Here is a 26,981-nt window from a genome sequence, read left to right as displayed (position 1 = left end):
GTTTTATTGTCGCTTCACAAAAGCAGCCTGTGTTTTGTGCTGCTTTGCTTCAAGGTTTAGAACCAGTTAATCGGGTTCCAGTAGTTAACCTTGGCATCCAGACCGTCCTTGAAGTAGGTGGAGTCCGGGAAGTTCTGATCCATCACGCGTTTGGTGGTGTCACGCAGCTCGGTTTGACCCATCTTGTCGTAGGACAGGTACATCAAGTACAGCGCGCGTTCAGCAATAGGCACGCCCTTGAAGTCCGTAATCACGGTTTGCGCACGGTTCACAGCAGCCACGTAAGCGCCACGCTTGTAGTAGTACTCGGCTACGTGTACTTCGTTCTGGGCGATGGTGCTGACCAGCCAGGTCAAACGCTTGGCGGCATCCGGTGCGTAACGGCTATTGGGGTAGCGTTGCAGCAGATCGTTAAAGGCTTCGTAGGATTCACGCAGACCTTTGGGGTCACGCTCGCTGGGGTCCTGTTGGGTAATGTTGGACAGGGCAGCGCTAGGAGGTGTAAAGGAGATCAGCCCTTTCAGGTACAGCATGTAGTCGGTACCGGGGTGGCTGGGGTATTGCTTCTGGAAGCGGTCGATAGCGGCCAGGGCTTTGGCAGGCTCTTCGTCTTTCCAGTTGATATAGGCTTGGTCGATCAGCGATTGCTGTGCGTACGTGCCAAAGGGGTAGCGGGACTCGACGGCTTCCAGGCGGGTACGCGCGTCTTTCCAGTTGCCGGCGGACATTTCTTCACGGGCGTCTTTATACAGGCGCTCGGCGGTCCAACCCGAGGTGGGGTCAACTTCTTTTTTGGTAGTGCCGCAGCCAGCAAGCAAAGTGGCAGCCAGCATTAATGCGGCTACGTGGGCCAGCTTGGTACCACGAATACGTGGCAAGTTCAGGTTCAGGCGAGTCACAAAAGCGTCCTTGGTGTTAGCATTGCTGCTCAATTATATGATTTGTCGCCATGCCTGACACAGATACTGAAAAAGATAGTGTTGTTTCTTCCGACGCACTGCGTTTTATCCTTCCCATCACTGCGTCTCCCGATCGTCTGGACAAGACGTTAGCGCGTTTACTGCCACAGCATTCGCGCAGCCGTCTACAGTCCTGGGTCGAGAGTGGGCATGTTCTCGTCAACGGCCAGGCCGTCAAGGTCAAGCATACGGTTTACCCCGGTGATACCGTGCTGGTCTGGGCGCAGCAGGCCCCAGAAGACATGGCCTTCGAACCTGATGACGTGGACTTCGAGATTGTGGCTCAAAGCGACTCCTGGCTGGTGGTTAACAAGCCAGTGGGTCTGGTCACGCATCCTGGCGCGGGTAACTGGCGTGGCACCTTGCTCAATGGTTTGCTGTTTCGCTTCCCCCATCTGCGTCAGGTACCCCGTGCCGGTGTTGTACACCGGCTGGACAAAGACACTTCCGGCTTGCTGGTCGTGGCCCGCACGGAAGTCGCACAAACTCACTTTGTCCGACAACTGCAAGAGCGTAGCATGGGACGCCAGTATCTGGCGTTGGTCCATGGCGTCTTGCCGGGCCAGGGCTCGGTCGATGAGCCGATTGGACGCGATTTGCGCGTGCCAGTGCGCATGAGTACTGGGCCGTCCGTCGCTCCCAAGCATGCTGTAACGCATTATCAAATGTTGCGTCAGGGTTATGCAGGCGAGGAAGCGGTGACCGAGGTGGCTTGCCGACTGGAGACAGGGCGTACCCACCAGATTCGTGTCCACCTGAGCTCAATCAAGCATCCTTTGCTGGCCGATACCTTATATGGTGGTCGCGTTGTCGCGGGGGCGCAGCGCCAAATGCTGCATGCCCATGTGCTGGAGTTTGATGATCCCGATACGGGCGAGCGCCGTCGCTTCTCGGCGGAGCCAGCGTCTGACTATCAGTCTGTTGCAGAGGCGATTGAATGGCACACTCAAAGCTGATTCCGGGTGTTAGCGGCCCCGAACAAGCGGGGCTGCTTTATTTCTGTACGACTCGGGCTGGGGGCGTCAGTCAGGACGAGCGTGACAGCCTGAATCTGGGCCTGAATACCGGTGACGATCCGGAGCGGGTGCAGGTAAATCGCCAGCGGCTGGCGGACTTCCTGGGCTCGGAGCCAGTCTGGCTGGCACAGGTGCACGGCACAGACGTGCTGGATGCGGATCAGGATGTGTTGCCTGCCGTGCCCAGAGAGTTTGATGCTGCCATCACTACACGCCGGGATCGTACCCTGGCTATTCTGACCGCTGATTGCCTGCCGGTGGTGATCTGGGACAAGCAATCTCAGGTCTTGGGTGTGGCCCATGCCGGTTGGCGTGGTCTGCAAGCCGGAGTCCTGGAGCGTACCTGGCAGGCGATGGCCGCCCGTTGTCCCCAGGCGCAATCCTGGCAAGCCTGGATTGGTCCGGCAATCAGTCAGGAGCACTTCGAAGTCGGGCAGGAGGTCTTTGATGTCTATGTTCAGGATGAGCCGGAATTGGCCGCCTTTTTTATTCAGGGAAAGCGTCCTGGAAAATGGCAGGCGGATTTGCCCGGTATTGCCCGCCACCGTTTGGAAAAATTAAGCCCTGGAAAAATGACCGTGCACTTAAGTGGCTTGTGTACGTTTCAAGAGAATGGATTGTTTTATTCCTACCGGCGCTCGCCCTTGACCGGCCGACAAGCCACCATTGCTCGCTTGAACCTGCTTTAACGGTTTTTTGATCGTATTAAATACGATATGGAATCTTTAATTCCGTCTATTGGCGTGCCAGCCTAATTAATTACCCCAATTGACTGCTTTTGTTACGAACGTCATGCTCTAAGCGTATTTGCAATTCGTTTACAGGTGGCAGATGTCGAGTAACAACAGAGCTTTTCAAGGTTTTGGCAAACCGATCGATGCCACCCGCTGTGCTGAACTGCAAGCTCGTTATATGCAACAGTGGCAGGAGTTGTGGGACCAGGCCCAGCGCGGTGCCTTGCCACCTCCCCAGGATCGCCGGTTTGCGGATGCCGCCTGGCAGAGCAATCCCACCGCCTTGTTCAACGCCCATATCTGGCAGCTTAGCGTTCAGGCCATGAACGAGATGCTGGACTCGATGGAGCTGGAAGCCGCGCAGCGTGAGCGCCTGAGCTTTTCCATGATGCAGTGGGCTGAGGCCATGTCGCCCAGCAACTATTTGATGCTCAACCCCCAGGCCCTGCAAACCATGATGGATACGGGCGGCCAGTCCGTGCTGGAAGGGATGTCCAATTTTATGGACGACTGGCAAAAAGGCCGTCTGACACAAACGGATGAAAGCCAGTTTCAACTGGGGCAAAACGTGGGTACCACCCCCGGTGCCGTGGTGTTCCAGAACGATATTTTTCAACTGATTCAATACGCACCTACTACCAGCATGGTCCATGCCGTGCCCTTGCTGATCGTGCCGCCTTGCATTAATAAGTTCTACATTCTGGACCTGCAGCCGGAGAATTCCTTTGTGCGCCACGCTCTGGATCAGGGGCTGACGGTATACCTGATGTCCTGGCGCAATCCCCAGCCGAATGACGCGGCCCATATCCATGCACTGAGTTGGCAGGATTATCTGGAGCAGGGCGTGCTGGAGGCGATTCGTGTCAGCCAGGAGCTGTCGGGCCAGGAAAAAATCAATACGCTGGGCTTTTGTATCGGTGGCACCTTGCTGGCCAGCGCTTTGGCACTGGCACGCGATAAAGGTCAGGACCCAGCCGCTTCCATGACCTTGCTGACCACCATGTTGGATTTCACCGACGTGGGCATGCTGAATGTCTTTATCGACGAAGCACAGGTTGCGTTTCGGGAGTGGCAGTTGGGGCAGGGCGGATTGCTCAATGCCCGTGAGCTGGCCAGTACCTTTTCTTTCCTGCGCCCCGCCGAGCTGGTTTGGAACTATGTGAACAGTAACTACTTGCAGGGTAAAAAACCACCTGCCTTTGACTTGCTGTACTGGAACTCCGACGGCACCCATTTGCCCGGTCCTTTCTTTACCTGGTATTTGCGCAATACCTATCTGGAAAATCGTCTGGTTCAAAAAGGTGGTGTCCCCGTGGGGGCGCACCGCGCCGACCTGAGCCAACTGGATTTGCCTGTGTACCTGTATGGCTCGAAAGAAGACCATATCGTGCCCTGGCAGTCGGCCTATGCGTCCTTGCAGGCACTGCCTGCGGCTCAGCATCGTTTTGTGCTGGGGGCCTCGGGCCATATCGCAGGCGTGATCAATCCGCCTGCCAAGCAGCGCCGTAATTACTGGGTGCTGCAAGATGGCGAGCCAGTCGCCACGCTGGATGCCCAGCAGTATATGGAGCGGGCTCAGTCCGTACCTGGTAGCTGGTGGTCCGATTGGATTGCGTGGCTTGCACCCTTGTCGGGTACGCGGCGTCGCGCAAAACGTCGTCTGGGCCATGCGCGTTATCCCGTGCTGGAGGATGCGCCCGGCAGTTATGTGAAAGTGCGCGCCAGTTAATTTTCAATTTTTCAGGTTTCGGGAGCAGGGCGGTCTGCCTGCTTCCATTATCCCGACGCCAGGCTTTTTCATTGCCCGGGCCGGCCCAGGGATCGAGCTTTGTCACCCCTTTCAGGAGAAGTATATGAGCAGCAAAGTAGCTTACGTAACTGGTGGTATGGGAGGGATAGGGACAGTCATTTGTCAGCGTCTGGCCAAAGACGGTTTTACCGTTATTGCAGGCTGCGGCCCCAACCGTGATTTTCAGAAATGGTTGGGTGAGCAGGCCGAGCTGGGCTACACATTTCATGCTTCGGTGGGCAACGTAGCAGACTGGGACTCGACCGTTGAGACGTTTAAAAAGGTCTTTGCCGAGTTTGGTCGTGTGGACGTGCTGGTCAATAATGCCGGGATTACACGCGACGGTACCTTCCGTAAAATGAGCCAGGAAGACTGGCGTGCGGTAATCGACACCAACCTGAACAGCCTGTTCAACGTGACCAAACAAGTTATTGATGGCATGGTAGAGCGCCAATGGGGCCGCATCATCAACATCAGTTCAGTAAACGGGCAGAAAGGGCAGTTTGGCCAGACCAACTACTCCACGGCTAAAGCCGGGATCCATGGCTTTACCATGGCTCTTGCCCAGGAGGTTGCCAATAAGGGGGTGACGGTCAATACTATTTCCCCCGGTTATATTGGTACGGACATGGTGCGTGCGATTCGCCCCGACGTTCTGGAGAAAATCGTGGCGACCATTCCAGTCGGCCGTTTGGGTACACCGGATGAAATTGGCTCCATGGTGGCCTGGCTGGCCTCGGGTGATTCCGGCTTTGCCACGGGTGCGGATTTCTCCTTGAACGGTGGCTTGCACATGAGCTAAGGCTTGTTGCAGTGCATAGCGCGTGTTTTTGTTTTATTGATTAGGAAGTAAGCACCAGCATGGGATCCCCTCGACTCATCAAGAAATACCCCAATCGTCGCTTGTACGACACGCAGGCCAGCGCTTACATCACTATGGTCGATGTCAAGCAACTGGTCCTGTCAGGAGAGGAGTTCGCGGTCGTCGATGCCAAAAGCGGCGAGGACCTGACGCGCAGTATTCTGTTGCAGATCATTCTTGAGGAAGAAAGCGGGGGTATCCCCATGTTCTCCACTCCGGTGCTGATGCAGATCATCCGCTTTTATGGCAATGCTATGCAGGGGGTGATGGGCTCGTATCTGGAAAAGAACATTCAGGCCTTCATGGAAATCCAGGAGCGCATGACCGAACAGTCCAAAGGCGTCTACGGCGGTCAGTTCGGCCCCGAAGCCTGGGCGCAGTTCATGAGCATACAGGCGCCTGTGATGCAAACCGTCATGAACAGCTATATCGATCAAAGCAAGAATCTGTTTGTGCAAATGCAGGACCAGATGCAGGATCAGACCCGGCAAATGTTCTCGGTCTTTCCCTTTGCGCCACCAGGCAAAGACAAGAAAGACTGATTTTTAGCCTGCCAGCGTTTTAAACGGGGTATGGCTGCTTAATGCTTCCTGATAGCGGGCCACATGGCCCGCTTCTTCATGCAGGAACTCTTCAATGGCGTGGGCAAAGCGGGGGTCAGCAATCCAGTGCGCCGAGCTGGTGGGAGTGGGCAGCAAACCTCGCGAGAGCTTGTGCTCCCCTTGAGCACCGCCTTCAAAGAAACGCAGTTGCTGCGCAATGCAGAACTGAATTGCCTGGTTGTAGCAGGTCTCGAAATGCAGGCCTGGCACGTATCGAGTACAGCCCCAGTAACGTCCATAAAGTGTGTGCCCGTCCCGCAGCGACAGGGCGCAGGCTACATCTTGCCCATCTTGTTGCGCCAGAATCAGTACCAGAGAGTCGGGTAGATGTTCGTGCAGGCGCGCAAAGAAATTCCGATTCAGATAGGGGCGTTGTCCGCGCTCCTGATAGGTATTGGCATAGCACTGGTAAAAGTAGTCCAGGTTCTGCTCGCTAATCTCCTGACCCTGTTTGTGCTCAAAGGACAGCCCCTGCTCGTAAACCTTGCGGCTGTCCTGTCGCATTTTTTTGCGCTTTTGCTGGGTCAGGGAGGCCAGAAAGTCTTCGTAGCTGGCGTAGTCCTGGTTCTGCCAGTGAAACTGCACATCGTGGCGAATCATGAAGCCCGCCTGCTCCAGAGCTTGCCTGTCCTCCGGATTCGGGAACAGGACATGCACAGAGGACAGCTGATTACTTTGCGTCAGCTGGATCAGTTGCCTGGCCAGCAGTACGCGATCCTCCAGGGTGTGAGCCAGCAGGCGAGGGCCGCTGACGGGTGTAAACGGGATGGCACACAGGAGCTTGGGGTAATAGTCCAGCCCATGGCGTTGATAAGCCTGAGCCCAGCCCTGATCAAACACATACTCGCCGCGCGAATGGTGCTTCAGATACAGGGGCACGGCACCACACAGCGTCTGTCCACGATGCATCAAGAGGTAATGTGGCGACCAGCCTGTCTGTGGAATGGCGCAGCCAGCTTCGTCCAATGACGTCAGAAAAGCATGACTGAGCAACAGGTGATGGCCAGAGAGCGCGTCCCAGTGTGCTGCGTCGAGCTGACTCAGTTGTGTGCAAAGTGAAAATTGGATCGGTTCAGTGCTGACCATGGCAAGGAGTACGTCGGTAAGCTCAACTTGAAACAGGGCTAGGGCATAGACCCTGACGGCTTTGTATACTAGCCAGCGTTTCATACAAAGGGAAGGCTTGATTGGTATTGTTGCCAGCGCTTGCCCAATAAGAGGAATTCATGAAGAAAATTACCTTGGCGCTGGGTACGTGGATGGTGCTGGCAGGTTCGGCTCAAGCGGGTCCTGCTTGTGAGTATTTGCGTAATTATGTCGCTTTACAGCCGCAATCCGGCGACGAGCTGCAGATGCAGGATCAGGAGGGGGCTTGTCTGGTTCAGAACGGACAATGGTCGGCCGGTTTTTCGTCAATGCTGCTGGCCTTTGATGAGCTGGTCTTGCGTGATGAAGGCTTGGCATCCTTGTCCGAGCGGCAAGTTATTCCAGACTCCATGGATCTACAAGTTAGCGGGATCTATGTTCTGACGGGACGTTTGCCAGGGCAGGACTACGTAATGCGCCTGCAAGCCAAGCCTATGGATTTTACTTTCAAGTACAAGTGGGACTCGGCCTTGGCACAATTGAATTTGGAGCAGGTTCGACTGCGTAGTCAGTACCTGCGTGAGGTTCGTGCTCAGGCGCAATTCGGGATTAGGTCGGCCGCAGGACGCCCCTTGGGTGCCGATGATCTTGAGCAGGTAGAGCTTAAAAGTCTGAATCTGTACCTGGATAATCAGAATCTGATCCAGTCCATGATCATGCCTGCGTTGGTGATGAACATGAGCATGTACGAAGACCCGCGCCCCGGTATTGAGAAGGCCTTGTTGGCAGCACGCACTTCCGTGCAGTTGATGCCTGACTCGGTGGCGGATCGGGACAGCCGCGATGCCTTGCTGGCATTTATTGCTCAGTTACCCGCGCCTCATGGGCGCTTGTCGTTGAATATGACAATGGATCCCCCTTGGCCAGCGGCACGTCTGGAGTCTGGCTTGTCTGTGGATCAGGTGCGTAAATTGATGTCTGGCATGAAGGTGCAAGCCAGATTCAATACAGGGCAAGAAGCCCCGTCTGTCTATGTCTGGCTGCGTGATCGTCTGCGTGATGGTTTGCGGTTTTTCGATCTTCGCAAGGATGACGCGGCGCGCTAATGAGCGTTTGGCCCTGGTGGCGGGAGGCCCTGTAATACCGGACCAACCCCATCTTGCTTGGGGTCTGCCATTGCCAGGGCGCAGGCTGCGCTCTCCTGCTTACGGAAAACGCAGCCATTAGCCTGGTTTCGTCAGGCGTCGGGTAGCATGTTGTAGTTTCTGATCATGCTGTTGTAGTCGTTCTCCAGCTTGGAGAGCTGGTACTCCACATTGGTTTGCTTTGCGTCCGATGCCAGGGCTCGGCGCAGATCCTTCAAGCCCACCAGGAAGGTATTGAAGTTGCTGGACAGGGCAAACCACTTGGGCGCGTTGCCCAGCTGCGTTTTGGTGTCGGGATGTGCTTTGGCAAAGGCATCAGCCTTGTCGCAGGCGGCTTGATACGCTTGCTCGATTTTCTCGATGGACTGGCCAGTGAGCTGCTCGGACTCTGCCAACGTGCTGATGGCATCAACGGCGCGGCGGGCGGCCAGAGAGACATTCAGCGTGTGCCAAGCAAAGTTCTCGGTGCCGTAAGCCTCTTCAATCGCTACCAGCTGTTTTTCCCGCAGACTGTGATTGCGCTCCGAGACTGTTTGTCTGAGCGTGTCTTCCGCATCAAAGAAGCTGATGAACAGAGGCATGATCTGCTCGTCCAGCTCGCGGCCTTTCTTCATCTGGTCGTCAATATTGTCCTTGCGACTGTAATAGAGATCCGCTTCATTCATGACGGGAATCAGCTTTTCCAGCGTGTCAGCAAACACTTGACCTGGCTTGTCCAGTCCAGCGTCGGCCGGAGGCATGGTAATGGCATTGCGCATTTGGGTGATGCATTCGCGCGAGATGGAGTTGTTCTGCTCGTACACCTTGATCTTGAAGCTGGCGGCAATGCGGGTGGAGCCGGGGGTAGCGACAAGGTTCTGATATTCCTTGATGTATTTCTGGGCATGCTGGCTCAAGGGGCTGGCGACTTCATTCAGGCAGGCAATTACTGGCTGCAGTTTTTCGGCCAGTTGCATATCCTGTTTTTGCAGGTTGACCTCACCATTACCCAGAAGGGAGCTGCTGGAGGTGCCGACCTTCATTTCCTGTGGCAGCCAGGTATTGAATTGGCCACTGGCGTAGGCCCCGACGGCAATACCGATCGCGCCCAGGATCACAATACTTGTAAGTTTCTTCATTTTCGCGCTGTAGAGATAAGCTGCGCTGCCCCTGGAGAGGGGGCAGAGACATGTCTTTTGGGGGAGAGGGGGATTACTGCTCGAAGCCGCTGCGTTCGGCGGAAATGGCGCTGCAACTGCCCTGATCTTTCTCGCCTACCATGCGGCGATCACGGATGATGGTGCCGCTTGCCAGGTCAATTTCCCAAGCAATCGCGCCTTCATTCAGGCTGGCCTTGTTGTCGGCAAAGGTGCCTCGCTCCATTCTTTCGCTGCCCGAAGCAGGAACGTAGACCCCAAATGTTCCTGCCTCTTGATTCAGGGCGAAATTGAAGACCTGGGGCTTGCCAGAGGGGTCGGCAAACTCGCAAGTCAAATAGGTGGTGGCGGCAAAGGTGCTGGTGCTGGCCATCAGCAAGGCCAGGGCGGCACCTGCGGTTGCTGGTACTCGTTTCATGTCTTGATCCTTTAGTCGGCTGTCTCCAGCCAGTTCCGGTTGTTTTTGATTGACTGCAGAAAAAGTACGACTTGTCCCAGGATCACGCAGGCACGCGCTTGCTCCAGCGCTGGAGAAGAGGCGGCCTGGCTTTCATAAGGGATGTCGTCTTTCTTGAAACTCAGCTTGGCTGTGGATCGTGCACGTACAGCGTTGGCGGCATCCACGGGATGCCACTGTGTTCACGCACAGATAAGCTGATTGACGGGTTTTGAAGCACGATTAGAGGGGCTGGAGCTGACTTGTTATTCTGTGTTCTGGTCATGCTCAAGCTGGCTAATCACCCGCACGGGAAGGTTTATCGCACGGTGAGACTGCGGCCGTCAAGAAAATTTCGTGCTTGAAGTAGATGGGGGCGTACTAGCGGGGTGGGAGTTACTGCAGGAAGAGGGCTTGTCGTGGGTACGCCGTGTTTATTGTTTTGAGGAAACCAGACTATTTAAAAACAACGGGCATAAAAAAAACCGGAATAAATCCGGTTTTTTCAAATTTATCTGCAAGAGGCCGATAAATGAATTTGGTTGCGGGGGCAGGATTTGAACCTACGACCTTCGGGTTATGAGCCCGACGAGCTACCATGCTGCTCCACCCCGCGTCAGAAAAATAACTATAACATAGTTTTTGATTATGTACATAGTGTGGCGTGTTTATTTCATTAATATTTGGCGATTGCCGCTGGAAGGGGCATAAAGGCTGGATAAAACGATCCTCAATTTTCTTGCGTCTTGCTGGTCGCAATGGTGTAATACGAACTGTGCTTACAGGTTCAGCCGGACTGGCATTTCAAAAAGTTCAAACGCGCAAGCGGCTTCCTGTATAGCGACCAGTTCTTGATGGCTGGCATCTGGCTTTGATAGCAGTCGGCTCCCCTACTAGGCGGGATGTCCCGGCAAAACGAATTTCTCTGTTTCTGGCTTTGCTTCAGGTTTAGGCAATCGATAAGCCCTGCGGTGGTCTGTTGGTGCCTTGATGTTGGCATTTGACAATGTAGACCTGTCGCCCCGATCAGTTATTGCCCCAAACGTTGTTGTGCTGTTTTCGCGTTCCGCCAATCAGGAGCGCCAATTCAAATCCAGTCCGATAGGGCTTGCGGACATACTCATCATCAGCATGTGTGCTTACACAACATTTTTAATTGCTTTTAAAGCGGCTGTTTCTGGTTTGAGCCAGGGCGGCGGGCTTGCGTGCGCTTCCGGCCCGATGAAAAAAAGCCCGATGATGGCGACGATGGTGATTCGGATGCGTGCTGCGGCTGCTGTGGTGGCCGTTGTTTGGGCTGGGGTTGTTGCCACATTGCTGATGGCTGGCCTGCGTGTTCTGACTGTGGGCTGCGCCGCGCGCAAGATTGCAGATCAAAATAGCGGGCAACAAAAAAGCCAGCACAAATTGGCTGGCTTGTTTGATTCTGCTAAGCAGTTCCGGGTGATGGTTGCGGGGGCAGGATTTGAACCTACGACCTTCGGGTTATGAGCCCGACGAGCTACCATGCTGCTCCACCCCGCGCCGGAAAAGATAAATACTAACATGGAATTTTTGCTTTATGCAAGTATCGCCAGAAAGTGAGGCTTCCCAGCAGTGACTGAAAGTGAAATAATCCGAGTCCTGGAGACGGCTTTGCTGTGTGCACAGCAGCCCATGAACAGCGCCGAGTTGCGCAAAATGTTTGTCTCCCCGCCGCTGAGCGCGGATGATCTGCGCCGTTATCTGGCTATCTTGCAATTGGATTGGAAAGAGCGTGGCCTGGAATTGGTTCAGGTTGCCTCGGGTTGGCGCTTTCAAAGTCGCCCGGCCATGCAAGTGTTTTTGTCCCGTCTTAGTCTGGAGCGCGCGCCCAAGTATTCGCGGGCCGTGCTGGAAACCTTGGCGATTATTGCTTGGCGGCAACCTGTTACCCGTGGGGATATTGAGGACATACGTGGTGTGAGCGTATCGACTCAAATTGTGCGTACCCTGGAGGATCGGGGCTGGATTGAAGTGCTGGGCTATCGTGATGCGCCCGGACGCCCGGCATTGCTGGGAACGACCCGTCAGTTTCTGAATGATCTGGGTCTGCGCTCTTTGGATGAGTTGCCTTCGGTTGAAACTCTGGACTCCCTGGATGCCTTGGCTTCCTTGCCAAACGGGCAAGCAGCTGCGTCGGCTGATCAGGAGCAGAACAAAGAATCGGATCAAGAACGGGATCAGCAACAGGATCAACAGCAAGATCAACAGCAGGGTGGGGATCATCAGGATCAGAGCCAGGAGCAAGCGGCAGAGCAGGGTGCAGAGCAAGAGTCTGCATCTGTGGCAGGGCAGCAAACTGGTTCCGAAGCAGGGCAAGAAATAGAACTAGAAGCAGAGCAAGACGCTGCTTTGGAAGTGAGCATGGAGCCGCTACAGGCCTCTGTTGCTCAGCTTGAGCTGGAGTCCGAACCGGATTTCGAGCCAGGCAGTCAGGACGATTTGCTTGAGGCAGTTTCAGAAGCGGAGCTGCCACAAACCGAACAAGCTGAAGTGAATACGACACCGGACCCCGTGGATGAGGCCCAGGCTGCGGCTGGCCTATCGGATATACAGGTACCGGACGAAATAAAAAACTCTGGAGTAAATGATTAAAAATGACTGATTCGCACGAGACGAACACAGCCTCCATGTCGGACGCCTCTGGCGCGGCCGACCCCAAGAATCCCCGCGCGAAGGGCCAAGGGCGCAAGCTGCGCACCCCGTTTCGCCGCCGTCGTGGCGATGCCACGCAAGAGTCGGCTCCTCGTCAGAATGAAGAGACCCAGGCGGCTGCTCCTGGCGAAGCCAAGGCCCGTCCGGCTCGCCCACAAAACAATCGACGCAAACCAGCGGCTGCTGGCCGTCGTCAAGATACACGCGGTGGTGCCAACAAGCGTCCGGGCAACACCCAGGCCGCTCGTTACTCGAACCCTGCTGATGACGCTCCTGTCGTGATTCTGGATGGTGATGATGACATCGCATTCAGTCATCTGGACAAGCAAAGCCGTTTGTCGCAGCGTCTGGGCAAATATATGGGCAGCGACTTGGTGCAGCCTAAATTGCACAAGGTGCTGGCCGAAGCCGGTATCGGCTCGCGCCGCGATATGGAAGAGCTGATCGTTGCAGGTCGTGTCTCCGTGAATGGCGAACCTGCCCATATCGGTCAACGTGTCAGTGCCGATGACAAGGTGCGTATCAATGGTCAATTGATCAATCGTGCGAACACCAAGCGTCCTCCGCGCGTGATTCTGTATCACAAGCCGGCTGGCGAAATTGTCACGCACGACGATCCCGAAGGCCGTGCCACCGTGTTTGGTCGCCTGCCTTCCCTGAAAGTGGGCAAGTGGTTGTCGGTCGGTCGACTGGATTTGAATACCGAGGGTTTGCTGATCTTCACGACATCGGGTGATATTGCCAACCGCATGATGCATCCGCGCTACGGTGCCGAGCGTGAATACGCTGTACGTGTTCTGGGTGAGCTGAGCGAAGAGCAAATGCAATCCATGCGCGATGGCGTGCAGTTGGAGGACGGTGTGGCCAAGTTCGGCATGATCGAATTTTTGGGTGGCGAAGGCAGCAACCGTTGGTATCGCGTCACTATTCATGAAGGCCGTAACCGTGAAGTGCGCCGTATGTTTGAAGCGATGGGTGTGACGGTCAGCCGTCTGATTCGCACTCGTTTTGGGGATGTGGGTCTGCCTAAAAATCTGCGCCGTGGCCGTTGGGAAGAATTGGATGCTGATGTGGTGATGGCATTCATGCTGCGCCTGGGGCTGGTGAAAGAGTCGGATGACGAAGGCACCCACCAGCGTCGCGAACGTCAACCTCTGTCCCACGACAGCGCTTTGCCTCCCGGTTTCGGTACGCTGGAGCACAACGGTCTGAGTGGTGCTCGCATGGGGCGTGGTGGTCGTGTGGCAGGTCGCGGTCGCTCCTCAAATAATGTGCGTGTAAACGAATCCGTCAGCGGTGCCTTGTTCATTAGCGGTGGTCTGGCCAATGGCCATCCTGATGGTGGTCGTCGTGAACACGGTGGTCAAGGGCGTGGTGCTCCACGTAGCGGTCAGGGTGTACGTGGTGGCCAGCAACGCGGTCGTTCGGCGGAAGGGCGTTCTTCGGAAGGACGCGCGCATGAAGGTCGCAGTCGCGAGGGGCGTTCGCAGGAAGGTGCGCGTGTGCACAATGGCCGCCGTCCAGTGCGTGGCGACCAGGCGCGCGGTGACCAGGGGCGTGGTGATCAGGCCCGTGGTGGTCACGCTCGCGGTGCTCAGGAAGGACGTGCGCCTTCGGCCCGTCGCGGCGCGTCCGATCGTGCCGGAGCCGGGCAAACTCCCAAGGCTCATGTGAAGAAAACAACGGTGGTGCGCCGTGTCAGCCGTCGTGATGATGACTGGCAACCAGCCAGCTCGGCGGCCCATGAATCCCACCTGGGACGCGGGCGCCGGTAAAGCCAGGACGCACGGACTTTGAGTTTGTGGCCCGAACCCTGCGGTTTGGGCCTGTAAGGCCGTGTGAATGCACGTATTTTCCGGTTTTCTGGTAGAATATAGAACTTGGCTCAGAGACGTTTGTGTCGGCTGGGTCTTTTTTGATGCTGCGCGCCAGCGAATAGGGCGGTCTTTCAAGGCAGAGACCGCGTGGATCATACGGTTCGGTTGCGCCTGCAACTATCCCGATTTGACGTTGGCAATGCGCAAGACCAGGGCCCGCTTGATTCTCAAGCGTGCATGGTGACCATGGGCTGGCGTACAGCCCATTTTTTTTGGATTTTATGGCAGACATTCTAGCTTTGGCACAAGAGACCCTGGCGGGTACCGAGTACGAACTGGTGGACGTGGAGCGTGCGCCGCTAGGCTTGTTACGCATCGTCATCGATCACCCGGAAGGGGTGCGTATCGAACACTGTGAATGGGTGTCTAAACAATTATCACGCGTTTTCGAAGTGGAAAACGTGGATTACAAGCGCATGGAAGTGGCCTCGCCGGGGATAGATCGCCCCTTGTTGCGTATTGGCGATTACGTGCGCTTTGCGGGCAGTCGGGTGCAGGTGCGCCTGCACGAGGCGCTCGACAATCGGAAAGTGTTTGTGGGTACGCTCCACGCTCCTGAAGGGGCGCTACCGGCTAGTGTTCCGCTGGATACCGTTTTTAGGCTGGAACTGGACGAAGCATCGGGCAAGCTGACGCAGGTCGAATTCACCTATGACCAGGTGGATCGTGCCAAATTGGATCCCGTTCTTGATTTCAAGGGTAAGAAGCGATGAGTCGCGAAATTCTATTGCTGGTCGATGCGCTGGCGCGTGAAAAATCCGTAGCGCGTGATGTCGTGTTCACCGCGCTCGAGAGCGCCTTGGCCTCGGCCATGAAAAAGCGCTTCAAGGAAGATGTCGATATCCGTGTGGAAATCGACAGGGAAACCGGCGCCCACGAAGGCTTCCGGCGCTGGCTGGTCGTGCCCGACGAGGCCGGTCTGCAAGAGCCGGACAAGCAGGAGATGCTGTCGGACGCCCAGGAGATCGATCCCGAGCTGCAAGTGGACGATTACATCGAAGAGCCACTCGAGCCTATCGAGTTTGGCCGTATCGGTGCCCAGGCTGCCAAGCAGGCCATCCTGCAAAAAATCCGTGATGCCGAGCGCGAGCAAGTGCTCAACGACTTTCTGGAGCGTGGTGAGACCATTGTTTCCGGTACGGTCAAGCGCATGGACAAGGGCGATGCCATTATCGAAATGGGCAAGATCGAAGCACGTTTGCCTCGTTCGGAAATGATCCCCAAGGAAAATATCCGCGTGGGCGACCGTGTCCGCGCCTGGGTACAGAAGGTGGACTACGCAGCACGTGGCCAGCAGGTCATCTTGTCGCGTACAGCACCTGAATTCATTAAAGAACTGTTCGAGAACGAAGTACCCGAGATCGAACAGGGCCTGCTGGAAATCAAGGCCGCTGCCCGTGATGCGGGTGTGCGCGCCAAGATCGCTGTTATTGCTTACGACAAGCGTATCGATCCTATCGGTACTTGTGTGGGCATGCGAGGTTCGCGCGTTACTGCGGTGCGTAACGAACTGGGCGGCGAGCAGGTCGATATCGTGTTGTGGGCCGATGATCCGGCCGAATTCGTGATCGGTGCTCTGGCACCGGCACACGTCGAATCCATTCTGGTGGACGAAGACAAGCACGCCATGGATGTGGTGGTAGACGAGGAAAACCTGCCCAAGGCGATTGGTTCGCGTGGTCAGAACGTGCGTCTGGCATCGGAATTGACGGGCTGGCAGATCAACATCATGACACCGGAAGAAAGCCGCAACCGTCAGGACGAAGAGCGCGAAGAATTGCGCGCTACCTTCATGTCCCGTCTGGATGTGGACGAAGCCGTGGCCGATATTCTGATCGACGAAGGGTTTACCGGTCTGGAAGAAATCGCTTATGTGCCTCTGCAGGAATTGCAGGACATCGAAGCCTTTGACGAAGAAACCGTCAACGAGCTGCGTGCCCGCGCCCGCAATGCGCTGCTGAGCGAGGCCATCGCCAAGGAAGAATTGGTACAGACCGCGGTCAAGGAACTGGCAGGAGTCGAGGGCATGACGCCTGAGCTGATCGCCGTACTGGCCGAAAACGAGATTACAACGCTGGATGAACTGGCGGAACTGGCAACGGACGAACTGTCCGAGATGACCGGCCTGGCGCAAGATGCGGCCAGCGAACTGATCATGCGTGCCCGTGCCCACTGGTTTGACGACGAGGCCTGATATGTCTAGCTAGGTCCCGCGCGTTGTATTCATTAAGAATAGTTGTAGTAAAGCAAGAGAGAGTCGAATGTCGAGTAACACTGTCGCCCAGTTCGCTCAAGAACTGAAAATGCCTGCGAATGTTCTGCTGGAGCAGTTGCGTAGCGCAGGTATTGAGCTCAAATCAGTTGATGACGCCATCACTGATTCGGATAAGGCGAAGCTGCTTGAATCGTTGCGCCGCTCGCACGGCAGTCAGGAAGGCAACAAGATCACCCTGACTCGCCGTCAAACATCGGAGATCCGTCAGGATGACGGATCGGGTCGCTCCCGCACGATTCAGGTGGAAACACGCAAAAAACGCGTGTTTGTAAAGCGTGATCCCTCCGAGCTGGTGGCAGAAGCCAATGCGGCATTGGCACAGGAAAATGCAAAGGAGCAAGCTGCTCAGGCCCAGGCGGCCAGTCAGGAAAAGCAAGCTGTTGAACAGGCGCCTGCCGCGCCTGTCAGCAAGCCCGTAGATCCTGTGGCAGCAACTCCTGAAGCTCCTGTGAAAGAGCAAGCCCCTGTCGAGCCCAAGCCTGAGCCCAAGCCAGAGCCTGAGCCCGAAGTGGTGGCTGCTCCCGAGCCGACTCCTGTTGCCGAGCCTGCGCCCGAACCTGCTGCTCCTGCACAGCCCGTTGAGGCTGCTCAGGAAGATACAAAGAAACCCGAGCCTCAGCCTCAGGAACAAGCACCTGCTGCAACGGAGCCATCCGAAGCCGCGGCAGCGCCTGTTCAGGAAAAGGCCGAATCGGCTCCCTCTCCTACGGCCCAAGAAAAGCCCGTGGAACCTACTAAATCTGTAAACGACGCCCGTCAAGCTAACTCTGTGAATAAAAATCAGCACCCTCAAGGGACTAAAACGCCCACTTCGACTGGAAAACCTCGGGATATGGCCGCTACTGGTCAGCGCCGTGCAGTGCGTGGCCCGGTGATTCCTCCTGTTGCCGCCGATGTGGAGCAAGACCAGGATCGTGATCGCGCCCGTAAGGCCGCAGAGGCCGAAGCCGCTGCGTTGCGCGATATGTTGAACCGTCCTCGTAAGGTCTTGCGTGCTCCCGAGCCAGAGGCTGATAGCAAGGCAGGTGCCAAGGGCGCTCAGAAGAAAGACGCCAAAGGCTCCAAGACCGAGAAGGCCCCGGGCAAACCCGTCAAGACTGACAGCACCCCTGGCTGGACCAGCGATGCCAGCCGCAAGAAGCAGCCTTCCAAAGCTGATGTGGCTTCCGCCGGTGCCGGTGGTGGTCGTGAAGGCTGGAAAGCCAATGCCAAGGCAGGTCGTGGCAAGGGTGGTCGTGGTGGCCGCAACGCTCAGGCCGAGCGCCGTGAACCACAAGTGGCAGAATTCATTGCCCGTGAAGTGCACGTGCCAGAAACCATTTCGGTCAGCGATCTGGCTCACCGGATGGCCGTCAAGGCTGCCGAGGTGATCAAGCACCTGATGAAGCTGGGTCAGATGGTTACCATCAACCAGGTTCTGGATCAGGAAACAGCCATGATTCTGGTCGAAGAACTGGGTCACAAGGCGATTGCTGCCAAGCTGGACGATCCTGAAGCCTTCCTGGTCGATACCGATGCTCAGAACGACGCCGAACTGAAGCCCCGTGCTCCAGTGGTAACTGTCATGGGTCACGTTGACCACGGTAAGACTTCGCTGCTGGACTACATCCGTCGTGCCAAGATCGCCTCGGGCGAGGCCGGTGGTATTACACAGCACATCGGTGCGTACAACGTCAAGACAGAACGTGGCACGGCTACGTTCCTGGACACCCCCGGTCACGAAGCCTTTACGGCCATGCGTGCTCGCGGTACCAAAGCCACTGACGTGGTGATTCTGGTGGTGGCCTCCGATGACGGTGTGATGCCCCAGACCCGTGAAGCCATTCACCACGCTCGCGCCGCTGGCGTGCCGCTGGTGGTGGCGATCAACAAGATTGATAAGCCTGAAGCTAATCCAGAGCGCGTCAAGCAAGAGCTGGTAGCCGAAGAAGTGGTGCCTGAAGAATACGGTGGCGATGTGCCCTTTATTCCTGTGTCGGCCAAAACCGGCCAGGGCATCGACGAATTGCTGGAAAACGTGCTGCTGCAGGCCGAAATGCTGGAGTTGAAGGCTCCGGTTGACGCACCTGCCAAGGGTACGGTTATTGAAGCCCGTCTGGACAAGGGCCGCGGTCCTGTGGCCACCATCCTGGTTCAAAGCGGTACCTTGAACCGTGGTGACAGCGTGCTGGTCGGCGCCTCCTTCGGTCGCGTTCGCGCCATGCTGAACGAAACCGGCAAGTCGCTGAATTCGGCTGGTCCGTCGATTCCTGTAGAAATCCAGGGTCTGACTGAAGTGCCCGCTGCGGGTGATGAACTGGTTGTGATGGCTGACGAACGTAAAGCTCGTGAGATCGCGCTGTTCCGTCAAGGCAAGTTCCGTGATGTGAAACTGTCGCGTCAACAGGCCGCCAAGCTGGAGTCCATGTTCGACAACCTGGGCGAAGGCATGCAAACCCTGTCGCTCATCATCAAGACCGACGTTCAGGGCTCGCAAGAAGCGCTGGTACAGTCGCTGGTCAAGCTGTCTACCGACGAAGTGCGTGTGGTGGTTGTACACGCCGCCGTGGGTGGTATTTCCGAGAGCGACGTCAACCTGGCGATTGCCTCCAACGCGGTAGTGATCGGCTTTAACGTCCGTGCCGAGCAAAGCGCCAAGAAACTGGCTGAAGCCAACGGCATTGATCTGCGTTACTACAACATCATTTACGATGCGGTTGACGAGGTCAAAGCAGCCCTGTCCGGCATGCTGGCTCCCGAGCAGCGCGAAGAAGTCATCGGTATGGTTGAAATCCGCGAAGTCTACAACGTGTCGCGTATTGGCAATATCGCCGGTTGTATGGTTACCGAAGGCGTGGTCCGTCGCGATTCGCAAGTTCGCTTGCTGCGCAACAACGTCGTGCACTGGAGTGGCTACCTGGATTCCCTGCGCCGCTTCAAGGACGACGTCAAGGAAGTGCGTTCCGGCTTCGATTGCGGTATCACGCTGCGTGGCAACAACGACATCCAAGTGGGCGACCAGCTTGAGATCTTCGAGATCAAAGAGATCGCCCGGACACTGTAATTTATGGCACGACACAAGTCCAAACCAAACCCAGGGCGCAACCTGCGCCTGGCCGACCAGATCCAGAAGGATCTGGCGGTTCTGATCCAGCGCGAGATCGACATGACCCGCGCTGGTCTGATTACCTTGACCGGCGTGGAGCTGTCTCCAGACTACGCACACGCCAAAGTGTATTACTCGGTGCTGGGCGCCGAGCCCGAAGTCGCTCAGGCGGCTTTGACCGAGAAGGCCGGTTGGTTGCATTCGCTGCTGTTCAAGCTGCTGCACATCCACACGGTTCCTACTCTGCATTTTCATCACGACCGACAGTTGGAACGCGGCATGGAGCTCTCCAAGCTCATCGACAGCGCCAACCAGGCCGATAGCGAATTGACTGGCTCTGCTTCCAAATCGGACGAGCCAGACGAACAGCCCTGACGCGGCTGTTGTTTCTTCACGGATTGACACACGATGGCTACGCGAAAACGCGGGCAGTTGATTGATGGTGTGCTGCTACTGGACAAGTCCGACGGAATGTCCAGCAACCACGCTTTGCAGCGTGCCCGCCGCACTCTGGATGCCCGCAAAGCTGGCCATACTGGAACCCTGGACCCGTTTGCAACGGGCCTGCTGGTTTGCTGTTTTGGCCGGGCTACCAAGATTTCCGCCACGATGCTGGAAGCAGACAAAGCCTATGAAGCTACCTTGCAGTTTGGGCAGGAAACCGATTCAGGTGACTTGACCGGCAATGTGGTGTCCCAGGCTCCGGCAGATTTTGCCGGTGTCACCCTCGAGGCGCTGGAAGCAGTTCTACCTGCTTTCCGAGGACCCATTACCCAGGTGCCGCCCATGTATTCCGCGCTCAAGCGCGATGGCAAGCCCCTGTATGAATATGCCCGTCAGGGTATAGAGCTGGAACGTGAGGCACGACATCTCGTGATTCACGATTTGCAGGTGCAAGACTTTACGCCGCAATCGGCGCGTTTGTTTGTACGTTGCAGCAAGGGAACCTATATCCGGACCCTGGCGCAAGACATTGGACGTGCTCTGGGGTGTTTTGCCCATCTGACGGCCTTGCGCCGGACAGAATTAGGACCTTTTCATATCGACGACGCCTACACCCTGGACGGGTTGCAGGCGATGGAAGACCCGATGTCGGCCTTGCTGGCCATCGAGAGCTTGCCTACCGAGATTTTGCCCAAAAAACTTCAATCAGAAGGATGAGTTATGAGACGCGCATTGCGCAATGTGGCCATTATTGCCCACGTTGACCACGGGAAGACCACCCTGGTCGATCAATTGTTGAGACAGGCAGGTACGTTCCGTGACAACGAACATATCTCCGAACGTGTCATGGACTCGGGCGATATCGAGAAAGAACGCGGTATTACCATTCTGGCGAAGAACTGTGCCGTCGAATACGAAGGCACCCACATCAACATTATCGACACCCCCGGTCACGCCGACTTCGGTGGTGAGGTCGAACGCGTGCTGTCCATGGTTGACGGCGTGTTGTTGCTGGTGGATGCGGTTGAAGGCCCCATGCCTCAAACCCGCTTTGTGACTCGCAAAGCTCTGGAACTGGGTCTGCGTCCGATTGTGGTGGTCAACAAGGTTGACCGTCCCGGCGCCCGTCCTGACTTCGCGATCAACGCTACGTTCGACTTGTTCGACAAACTGGGCGCGACCGACGAACAGCTGGATTTCCCCATCATTTATGCATCGGGTCTGTCGGGCTACGCCGGTTTGACCGAAGACGTGCGTGAAGGCGATATGCGTCCTTTGTTCGACGCTATCCTGGAGCATGTGCCTCAGCGTGAAGACGACGTCAACGCACCGTTGCAGTTGCAGATCTGTTCGCTGGACTACAGCTCCTACGTGGGCAAGATCGGTGTAGGCCGTGTGAACCGTGGCCGCGTGCGCGCTGCCCAGGACGTGGTCGTGAAATTTGGTCCTGATGGTGAAGTCATCAAAGGCCGTATCAATCAGGTTCTGAAGTTCAAGGGCCTGGAGCGTGTATCGGTAGATGAAGCTGAAGCCGGCGACATCGTGCTGATCAACGGTATTGAAGAGCTGGGCATTGGTTGCACGGTGACCGATCCTGCTCACCAGGAAGCTCTGCCTTTGCTGCGCATTGACGAGCCTACCCTGACCATGAACTTCATGGTGAACACCTCGCCTCTGGCCGGTCGTGAAGGCAAGTTCGTGACCAGCCGTCAGCTGCGTGATCGCCTGGACCGTGAATTGAAGTCCAACGTGGCTCTGCGCGTTAACGAAACTGACGACGATACCGTGTTTGAAGTGTGCGGTCGCGGTGAATTGCACCTGACCATTCTGATCGAAAACATGCGTCGTGAAGGCTATGAAATGGCCGTGTCGCGTCCACGCGTGCTGATTCGTGAAGAGAACGGCGTCAAGATGGAGCCCTACGAGCAACTGACCGTGGACGTCGAAGACGGCCACCAAGGTGGCGTGATGGAAGAACTGGGTCGCCGTCGTGGTGACTTGCAGGATATGGTTGCTGATGGCCGTGGTCGTACACGTCTGGAGTACCGTATTCCCGCCCGTGGCCTGATCGGTTTCCAGGGCGAGTTCATGACGCTGACACGCGGTACCGGCTTGATGAGCCACACCTTCGACGAGTTCCGCCCCATGCGTGAAGGCACGGTTGGCGAGCGTCGTAACGGCGTGCTGATCAGCCAGGACGACGGTGATGCCGTGGCCTACGCCTTGTGGAAGCTGCAGGATCGTGGTCGCATGTTCGTGTCCCCGGGTGATGCCCTGTACGAAGGCATGATCATCGGTATTCACAGCCGCGACAACGACCTGGTGGTTAACCCCATCAAGGAAAAGAAACTGACCAACGTGCGTGCTTCCGGCAAGGACGAGCATATTGATCTGGTTCCACCTATTCGTCTGACTCTTGAATACGCCGTGGACTTCCTGGATGACGACGAGCTGGTTGAAGTGACTCCCAAGTCCATTCGCCTGCGCAAGCGTTACCTGAAAGAACACGAGCGCCGTCGCAGCCAACGCGAAAGTTAATTCTTCGGGTTTAGCGATACGAGAAAACGCCTGCTTGATGCAGGCGTTTTTTTTGTCTTACTATGGTTGGCGTCAGCCGGATTTAGAACGCGGTATTAAAAAGCTGGGGTGTATGCATAAGCACCCCAGCTTGATTTTTAAATTCAAGAAAGGGTGTGGGATAAATAAAATTGATTAAGTGGCTTATTGAGTCTGATGGGTTGCTTTAATTTCTGCTTAATACCTGCCTGATACAAACTGGCTGGACACATTACCAAGCTCGCTTTGCAAAGTCTCAGTTGTAGCTGGGCATCTTCTTGTTTTTGAAAAGATTTTTTCATTGCAAGAGCCGGTGCGCAGTTTCCCCCATTAAGGAGAATACTGATGGTGCAGCATATTGTGATTGTAGGTGGTGGTATTGGCGGCACGATGACCGCCAATCATTTAGTGACCAAGCTATACCCGGAAATTCGCTCTGGTAAAGTCCGCATTACCATGCTGTCCAACTCTCCCTGGCATTATTACAAGCCCGCTTTTATGTACGTGGCGTTTGATGCTTTTTTTCGGGACGAGTTGCGACGTCCGCAAATTTCACTTTTGCGCCCCGAAATTGATTTTCAGCTAGAGGAAGTCAGTGGTTTTGACTTCAAGGCCAGCCGCCTGCATTGCGCCAGTGGCAAGAAGATTGATTACGACTACCTGGTGCTGTCTACGGGCTGCGTGCCCTCTCCGGAAAAAATTGAAGGTTTGAAAGAGGGCGGTGACCACTTCTATCAGCATGCTCCTGCGCGTCAACTGGCTGACCGCCTGAGCAAGTTGGAAAAAGGCCGCGTATTGGTAACGGTCACCTTCCCCAAAACTCATAACGTTCCTCACCAGTGCGGTATTGCACCGGTAGAAACAACCTTGATGCTGGACGAGTACCTGCGTCGTCGTGGTGTACGCGACAAGGTGGAGATTGCTTATACCTATCCCACAACCTCCCAGCTTTTGCGTAATTGTCTGTTCATGCAGAACGAGGTTTGTCAGGTCTTGCCGCCCATTTTTGAGGATCGGGACATCAAGCATCAACGCGGTTTCACCCTGAGCCGTGTGGACCCTGAACGCAAGATTGCCTATTCCGAAGAAGGCGCAGAAGAGCCGTTCGACCTCCTGATGGCGACTCCTCCCATTACGGCGGTGCCTGCTGTACGTGACTCGGGGATTTCTCAAGCCGCCGACAACGAAGGCTGGGTCCCCACCGATCACCAAACCATGAAGGTGCTGGGGCTGGACAATGTATACGTGCTGGGTGACACGGTGGACCTGCCTATCAGTAAAGCGGGCGGCTCCTGCCATAACCAATCGCCCGTAGTGGTCAACAACCTGGCCTCAGAGTTGCGATTTGGGCGCACCAGCGACGAGTACGATGGCCGGGTGGTGGCGGTAGCCCAAATGGGTCTGGAGGGCGGTATGCCGCTTTGGTACGACTACAAGGAGGATGTGCATCCCACGCCGCCCACCAAACTGGGTGGACTGCTGCGCAAGGGTTTTAACCGGGGTATTTACTGGGCCGTGGCCCGTGGCTTGGTCTAATTCAGGAGAGACAGATGAATTCGGTATCGGATAAATCCTTGAATCCCGGTGATGCGGGAGCTGCTCAGAAGTCCCCTTCCGCCCTGGAAAGCCTGCTTGGAGAGGATCCGGGCATCAAGGGCCTGGATGAACTGATCGGCAAGATCGAACCTTTGCTGGCCGGTGGTCGCCTTAATCGGGTGGTGGATGCGGTGTCCCTGCTGGCCGATCTGGTGGATATGACGGACGACTATATGCTCGAAAAGCTTATGAAGGGCTTTGAGGAGGGCATAGGGGCCGCCTGGTCGGTTGGAAATGCGGCACGTATGGCTTCGGATCAGGTGCGGGCCACGGAGACCACACCGACCCTGATGGGCCTGATACGACTGGCCAAGGAGCCGGAAGTGCGTCGCGGCCTGACTTTCTTTTTGATGATGGCCGGTGTGATGGGGCGCCAGATGCGTTATCAGGACCTGGATCACACGGGGGACTGACACGGCCGCTGTATCGCTAAAGAAAAAAGGGCGGCTTGTGAAAGCGGCCCTTTTTTCTTGTTCGGCACCTCAGCACCTCAGCGTTCAGTGATTCAAAAATGCCATTTGGCGCTTTTCCACGATACGGAAAATGCCCACCAGAATGAAGGACACGCACAGGTAAATCAGTGCAGCAATCCCGTAGGAGGTAAAGGTTTGATAGGTGGCCGCATTGGCATCGCGCGCGATCTTGAGCAGATCCGGGACGGTGGCTGTAAAGGCCAGCGAGGTGGCATGCAGCATCAGCACCACTTCATTGCTGTAAGCAGGCAGCACACGGCGCAGGGCTTGCGGCAGAATCACGCGGCGGTACAAGGTCCAGCCGGACATGCCATACGCACGGGCCGACTCCACTTCACCGGGAGGCATGGAGCGGATGGCTCCGGCAAAAATCTCGGTGGTGTAGCCAACAGTGTTCAAGGTCAGTGCCAGAATCATGCAATTGAAGCCGCTCATGAAGAAGGCTTCCAGTGCAGGTACGGATTTGACGATGGCCAGCTTGTACATGGCGGTGTAGATCAGTAGGATCTGCACGTACAAGGGGGTGCCACGGAAAAAGTAGGTGAAGGCACCGATAGGGCGCGATAGCCAGGCCTTGCCCGAGACACGGCCAATGGCCATGAAAATCGACAGGAAAAAGCCGATGGCAACCGAGATCACCAGCAGCCAAAGTGTCATGGCCAGACCCGAGAGCTGACCATTGCTTTGGTACAGATAGGCGCGCCAGAATTCGTTCAGAACATCCATTAGAACTGTGCTCCTTTCACGCCAATGTTGTAGCGTCGTTCCAGGTAGCCCAGTCCAATATTGCTGACGGCGGTCAGGCCCAGATAGATCAGGGCAGTGATGCCCACAAAGAGGAAGGAGTTGAAGGTCGCGTTACCGGCATTTTGCGCAATCTTGACCACATCGCTCAGGCCGATCAGGGACACCAGCGCGGTGGATTTGAGCAGGATTTGCCAGTTATTGCCCAGTCCGGGCAGGGCGTAGCGCATCATTTGAGGAATCTGGATGCGATGCAGAACTTGCCAGGCGCTCCAGCCACAGGCTTTGCCCGCTTCCATTTGGCCCTTGGGGATAGCCATCAGGGCGCCACGGAAGGTTTCGGCAAAGTAAGCACCATAAATAAAGCCCAGCGTGACCACACCGGCTCCGAAGGGATCGATCTCGATCATGTCCCATTCCAGCCAGTCAGTCAGTTCGTTCAGCCAGATTTGCAAGCTGAAAAAGAACAACATCAAAAGCACCAGATCCGGGACGCCCCGGATCAAGGTGGTATACAAACCGCCCACCCATCGCAGCAGCGAGGTGCGGGACAGTTTCATCAGGGCAGCGACCAGACCCAGCACCAGGGAAACCAGCAGCGAGAGCACTGCCAGTTTGATGGTTTCCCAGGTGCCGACCAGCAACTGCGGCCCATAACCGTAAAGCAACATGGTTCAGGTATCCAGGTCAGGGCGCGATGCGAATGTTTTCTTTTTGGAAGTATTTGTCGGCAAAGGTCTGCATGGTGCCATCGGCCTTCATTTCACGCAGAACTTCATCAACAGTTTTCTTGAGTTTCTTGTTGCCCTTGCGAATACCCATGGCGATAGGCTCGTTCAGGATGGGGCTGTCGTCCACGGTGCTGCCAGTCAGCTCAAAGTCGGCACCGGCAGGTTTGGTCAAAAAGCCTTCAACGGCGTTCTGGGCTTCCTGGAAGGTGGCGTCCACGCGGCCACCGGCCAGGTCATTGAAGGCGTCGGTGTAGCTGGGGTAAGCCACGATGGTGACACCGTTGTTGGCCCAGTTCTGGCGCGCATAGGTTTCCATGGTGGTGCCTTGCTGCACACCGACACGCTTGCCTTTCAGGGATTCGGCGGTGGGCTCCAGACCGCTGCCTTTGCGGGCGGCCAGGCGAACCGGCACGATATACATGGGCTCGCTAAAGTCGATCACCTTGGCGCGTGCCTCGGTGGCGGTCATGGTGGAGTTGGCCAGATCGAATTTGCGCGCTTGCAGGCCGGGGATCAAGCTGTCAAAGGACTGATCGATCCACACGCACTTGGCTTGCAGGCGCTTACAGATTTCGTTGCCGATGTCGATGTCAAAGCCTTGCAGCTCGCCACTGGGGTCCAGAAACTCGAAGGGGGGATAACCCGCCTCAGTGGCAAAACGGATTTCGGACGGCCCGGCTGCATGGGCAGCAGCGGGCACCAAGGCACTGCAAAAAGCCACCATCAGGAGGCGGGCAAGCATTTTGTTCATGTGGAGGA

The 26,981-nt window shown here is 56.1% G+C and carries 24 protein-coding genes and 2 tRNA genes; 16 read left to right on the top strand and 10 right to left on the bottom strand.

The window, feature by feature from the left end; all coding sequences use genetic code 11:
* Positions 1-56: 56 nt before the first annotated feature.
* A complete protein-coding gene (locus D0C27_RS15270) occupies positions 57-833 on the bottom strand; it encodes an outer membrane protein assembly factor BamD (RefSeq protein WP_035271413.1) in 777 nt (258 codons plus the stop codon).
* Between the two features lie 116 nt (positions 834-949).
* On the opposite strand from D0C27_RS15270, the gene D0C27_RS15265 reads away from it, so the two are divergent.
* The 5 genes from D0C27_RS15265 (at position 950) to phaR (ending at position 5,902) form a co-directional block, all read left to right on the top strand.
* On the top strand, positions 950-1,915 hold the full coding sequence (locus D0C27_RS15265) for an RluA family pseudouridine synthase (protein ID WP_137431261.1): 966 nt from the start codon (positions 950-952) through the stop codon (positions 1,913-1,915).
* Positions 1,897-2,664: a peptidoglycan editing factor PgeF gene (gene pgeF, locus D0C27_RS15260; RefSeq protein ID WP_137431260.1), complete on the top strand. Its 768-nt coding sequence runs from the start codon at positions 1,897-1,899 to the stop codon at positions 2,662-2,664. The genes D0C27_RS15265 and pgeF overlap by 19 nt, the downstream gene beginning before the upstream one ends.
* A 142-nt stretch (positions 2,665-2,806) precedes the next feature.
* The gene (locus tag D0C27_RS15255; protein ID WP_060185736.1) at positions 2,807-4,438 is read left to right on the top strand and encodes a PHA/PHB synthase family protein; all 1,632 of its coding nucleotides are present in this window, start codon (positions 2,807-2,809) and stop codon (positions 4,436-4,438) included.
* Between the two features lie 124 nt (positions 4,439-4,562).
* Positions 4,563-5,300: an acetoacetyl-CoA reductase gene (gene phbB, locus D0C27_RS15250; protein ID WP_088450794.1), complete on the top strand. Its 738-nt coding sequence runs from the start codon at positions 4,563-4,565 to the stop codon at positions 5,298-5,300.
* Between the two features lie 59 nt (positions 5,301-5,359).
* Positions 5,360-5,902, top strand: coding sequence for a polyhydroxyalkanoate synthesis repressor PhaR (phaR, locus tag D0C27_RS15245; RefSeq protein WP_009457627.1), 543 nt, complete (start codon positions 5,360-5,362; stop codon positions 5,900-5,902).
* A gap of 3 nt (positions 5,903-5,905) precedes the next feature.
* On the opposite strand, the gene D0C27_RS15240 is transcribed toward phaR, so the two are convergent.
* On the bottom strand, positions 5,906-7,048 hold the full coding sequence (locus tag D0C27_RS15240; protein ID WP_060185737.1) for a GNAT family N-acetyltransferase: 1,143 nt from the start codon (positions 7,046-7,048) through the stop codon (positions 5,906-5,908).
* Positions 7,049-7,188: 140 nt separating this feature from the next.
* Between D0C27_RS15240 and D0C27_RS15235 the strand changes: the two genes are divergently transcribed.
* Positions 7,189-8,154, top strand: coding sequence for a hypothetical protein (locus tag D0C27_RS15235; RefSeq protein ID WP_137431259.1), 966 nt, complete (start codon positions 7,189-7,191; stop codon positions 8,152-8,154).
* A 131-nt stretch (positions 8,155-8,285) separates the two neighbouring features.
* Here the strand turns inward: D0C27_RS15235 and D0C27_RS15230 are convergent, their stop codons facing one another.
* The 5 genes from D0C27_RS15230 to D0C27_RS15210 form a co-directional block, all read right to left on the bottom strand.
* On the bottom strand, positions 8,286-9,311 hold the full coding sequence (locus tag D0C27_RS15230; RefSeq protein ID WP_137431258.1) for a DUF3829 domain-containing protein: 1,026 nt from the start codon (positions 9,309-9,311) through the stop codon (positions 8,286-8,288).
* A 73-nt stretch (positions 9,312-9,384) separates the two neighbouring features.
* Positions 9,385-9,747: a hypothetical protein gene (locus D0C27_RS15225; protein ID WP_137431257.1), complete on the bottom strand. Its 363-nt coding sequence runs from the start codon at positions 9,745-9,747 to the stop codon at positions 9,385-9,387.
* Positions 9,748-9,758: 11 nt separating this feature from the next.
* Positions 9,759-9,953, bottom strand: coding sequence for a hypothetical protein (locus D0C27_RS15220; protein WP_083053987.1), 195 nt, complete (start codon positions 9,951-9,953; stop codon positions 9,759-9,761).
* Between the two features lie 351 nt (positions 9,954-10,304).
* Positions 10,305-10,381, bottom strand: a tRNA-Met gene (locus D0C27_RS15215).
* 831 nt (positions 10,382-11,212) lie between these two features.
* A tRNA-Met gene (locus tag D0C27_RS15210) sits at positions 11,213-11,289 on the bottom strand.
* Between the two features lie 132 nt (positions 11,290-11,421).
* On the opposite strand from D0C27_RS15210, the gene scpB reads away from it, so the two are divergent.
* The 10 genes from scpB to D0C27_RS15160 all read left to right on the top strand — a co-directional run bounded on the left by scpB (position 11,422) and on the right by D0C27_RS15160 (position 24,687).
* Positions 11,422-12,381 (top strand): SMC-Scp complex subunit ScpB, encoded by a 960-nt coding sequence (gene scpB / locus D0C27_RS15205; RefSeq protein ID WP_240688262.1) that lies wholly within the window; start codon positions 11,422-11,424, stop codon positions 12,379-12,381.
* Between the two features lie 2 nt (positions 12,382-12,383).
* Positions 12,384-14,216: a 23S rRNA pseudouridine(2605) synthase RluB gene (gene rluB, locus D0C27_RS15200; RefSeq protein WP_115634074.1), complete on the top strand. Its 1,833-nt coding sequence runs from the start codon at positions 12,384-12,386 to the stop codon at positions 14,214-14,216.
* A 323-nt stretch (positions 14,217-14,539) separates the two neighbouring features.
* Positions 14,540-15,031 (top strand): ribosome maturation factor RimP, encoded by a 492-nt coding sequence (gene rimP / locus D0C27_RS15195; protein WP_009457607.1) that lies wholly within the window; start codon positions 14,540-14,542, stop codon positions 15,029-15,031.
* On the top strand, positions 15,028-16,512 hold the full coding sequence (nusA, locus tag D0C27_RS15190; RefSeq protein WP_026484319.1) for a transcription termination factor NusA: 1,485 nt from the start codon (positions 15,028-15,030) through the stop codon (positions 16,510-16,512). Before rimP ends, nusA begins: the two co-directional genes overlap by 4 nt.
* Positions 16,513-16,579: 67 nt before the next feature.
* Entirely contained in the window at positions 16,580-19,636 is a 3,057-nt protein-coding gene (infB, locus tag D0C27_RS15185; RefSeq protein WP_137431255.1) for a translation initiation factor IF-2, read from the top strand.
* A 3-nt stretch (positions 19,637-19,639) separates the two neighbouring features.
* Positions 19,640-20,053 (top strand): 30S ribosome-binding factor RbfA, encoded by a 414-nt coding sequence (rbfA, locus tag D0C27_RS15180; protein WP_009457603.1) that lies wholly within the window; start codon positions 19,640-19,642, stop codon positions 20,051-20,053.
* Between the two features lie 33 nt (positions 20,054-20,086).
* Positions 20,087-20,839 (top strand): tRNA pseudouridine(55) synthase TruB, encoded by a 753-nt coding sequence (truB, locus tag D0C27_RS15175; RefSeq protein ID WP_022983561.1) that lies wholly within the window; start codon positions 20,087-20,089, stop codon positions 20,837-20,839.
* A gap of 3 nt (positions 20,840-20,842) precedes the next feature.
* Positions 20,843-22,660, top strand: a complete 1,818-nt coding sequence (gene typA, locus D0C27_RS15170) for a translational GTPase TypA (RefSeq protein WP_009457601.1) — start codon at positions 20,843-20,845, stop codon at positions 22,658-22,660.
* Positions 22,661-23,023: 363 nt separating this feature from the next.
* Entirely contained in the window at positions 23,024-24,214 is a 1,191-nt protein-coding gene (locus tag D0C27_RS15165; RefSeq protein ID WP_035275100.1) for an NAD(P)/FAD-dependent oxidoreductase, read from the top strand.
* Between the two features lie 14 nt (positions 24,215-24,228).
* Positions 24,229-24,687: a DUF1641 domain-containing protein gene (locus D0C27_RS15160; RefSeq protein WP_170978586.1), complete on the top strand. Its 459-nt coding sequence runs from the start codon at positions 24,229-24,231 to the stop codon at positions 24,685-24,687.
* Between the two features lie 84 nt (positions 24,688-24,771).
* On the opposite strand, the gene hisM is transcribed toward D0C27_RS15160, so the two are convergent.
* Genes hisM through D0C27_RS15145 form a run of 3 tightly spaced genes read right to left on the bottom strand, consistent with a single transcriptional unit; the run spans position 24,772 to position 26,973 of the window.
* On the bottom strand, positions 24,772-25,473 hold the full coding sequence (hisM, locus tag D0C27_RS15155; RefSeq protein ID WP_022983563.1) for a histidine ABC transporter permease HisM: 702 nt from the start codon (positions 25,471-25,473) through the stop codon (positions 24,772-24,774).
* A complete protein-coding gene (locus tag D0C27_RS15150) occupies positions 25,473-26,162 on the bottom strand; it encodes an ABC transporter permease (protein ID WP_009457595.1) in 690 nt (229 codons plus the stop codon). Before D0C27_RS15150 ends, hisM begins: the two co-directional genes overlap by 1 nt.
* Before the next feature lie 16 nt (positions 26,163-26,178).
* Positions 26,179-26,973, bottom strand: a complete 795-nt coding sequence (locus tag D0C27_RS15145; protein WP_009457593.1) for an ABC transporter substrate-binding protein — start codon at positions 26,971-26,973, stop codon at positions 26,179-26,181.
* Positions 26,974-26,981: the final 8 nt, after the last annotated feature.

This window comes from Alcaligenes faecalis, from assembly GCF_005311025.1.
In the GTDB taxonomy this organism is placed as follows: domain Bacteria; phylum Pseudomonadota; class Gammaproteobacteria; order Burkholderiales; family Burkholderiaceae_B; genus Alcaligenes; species Alcaligenes phenolicus.
The sequence above is the reverse complement of the archived record's forward strand: the minus strand, read 5'-3'. Positions and strand labels throughout refer to the sequence as shown.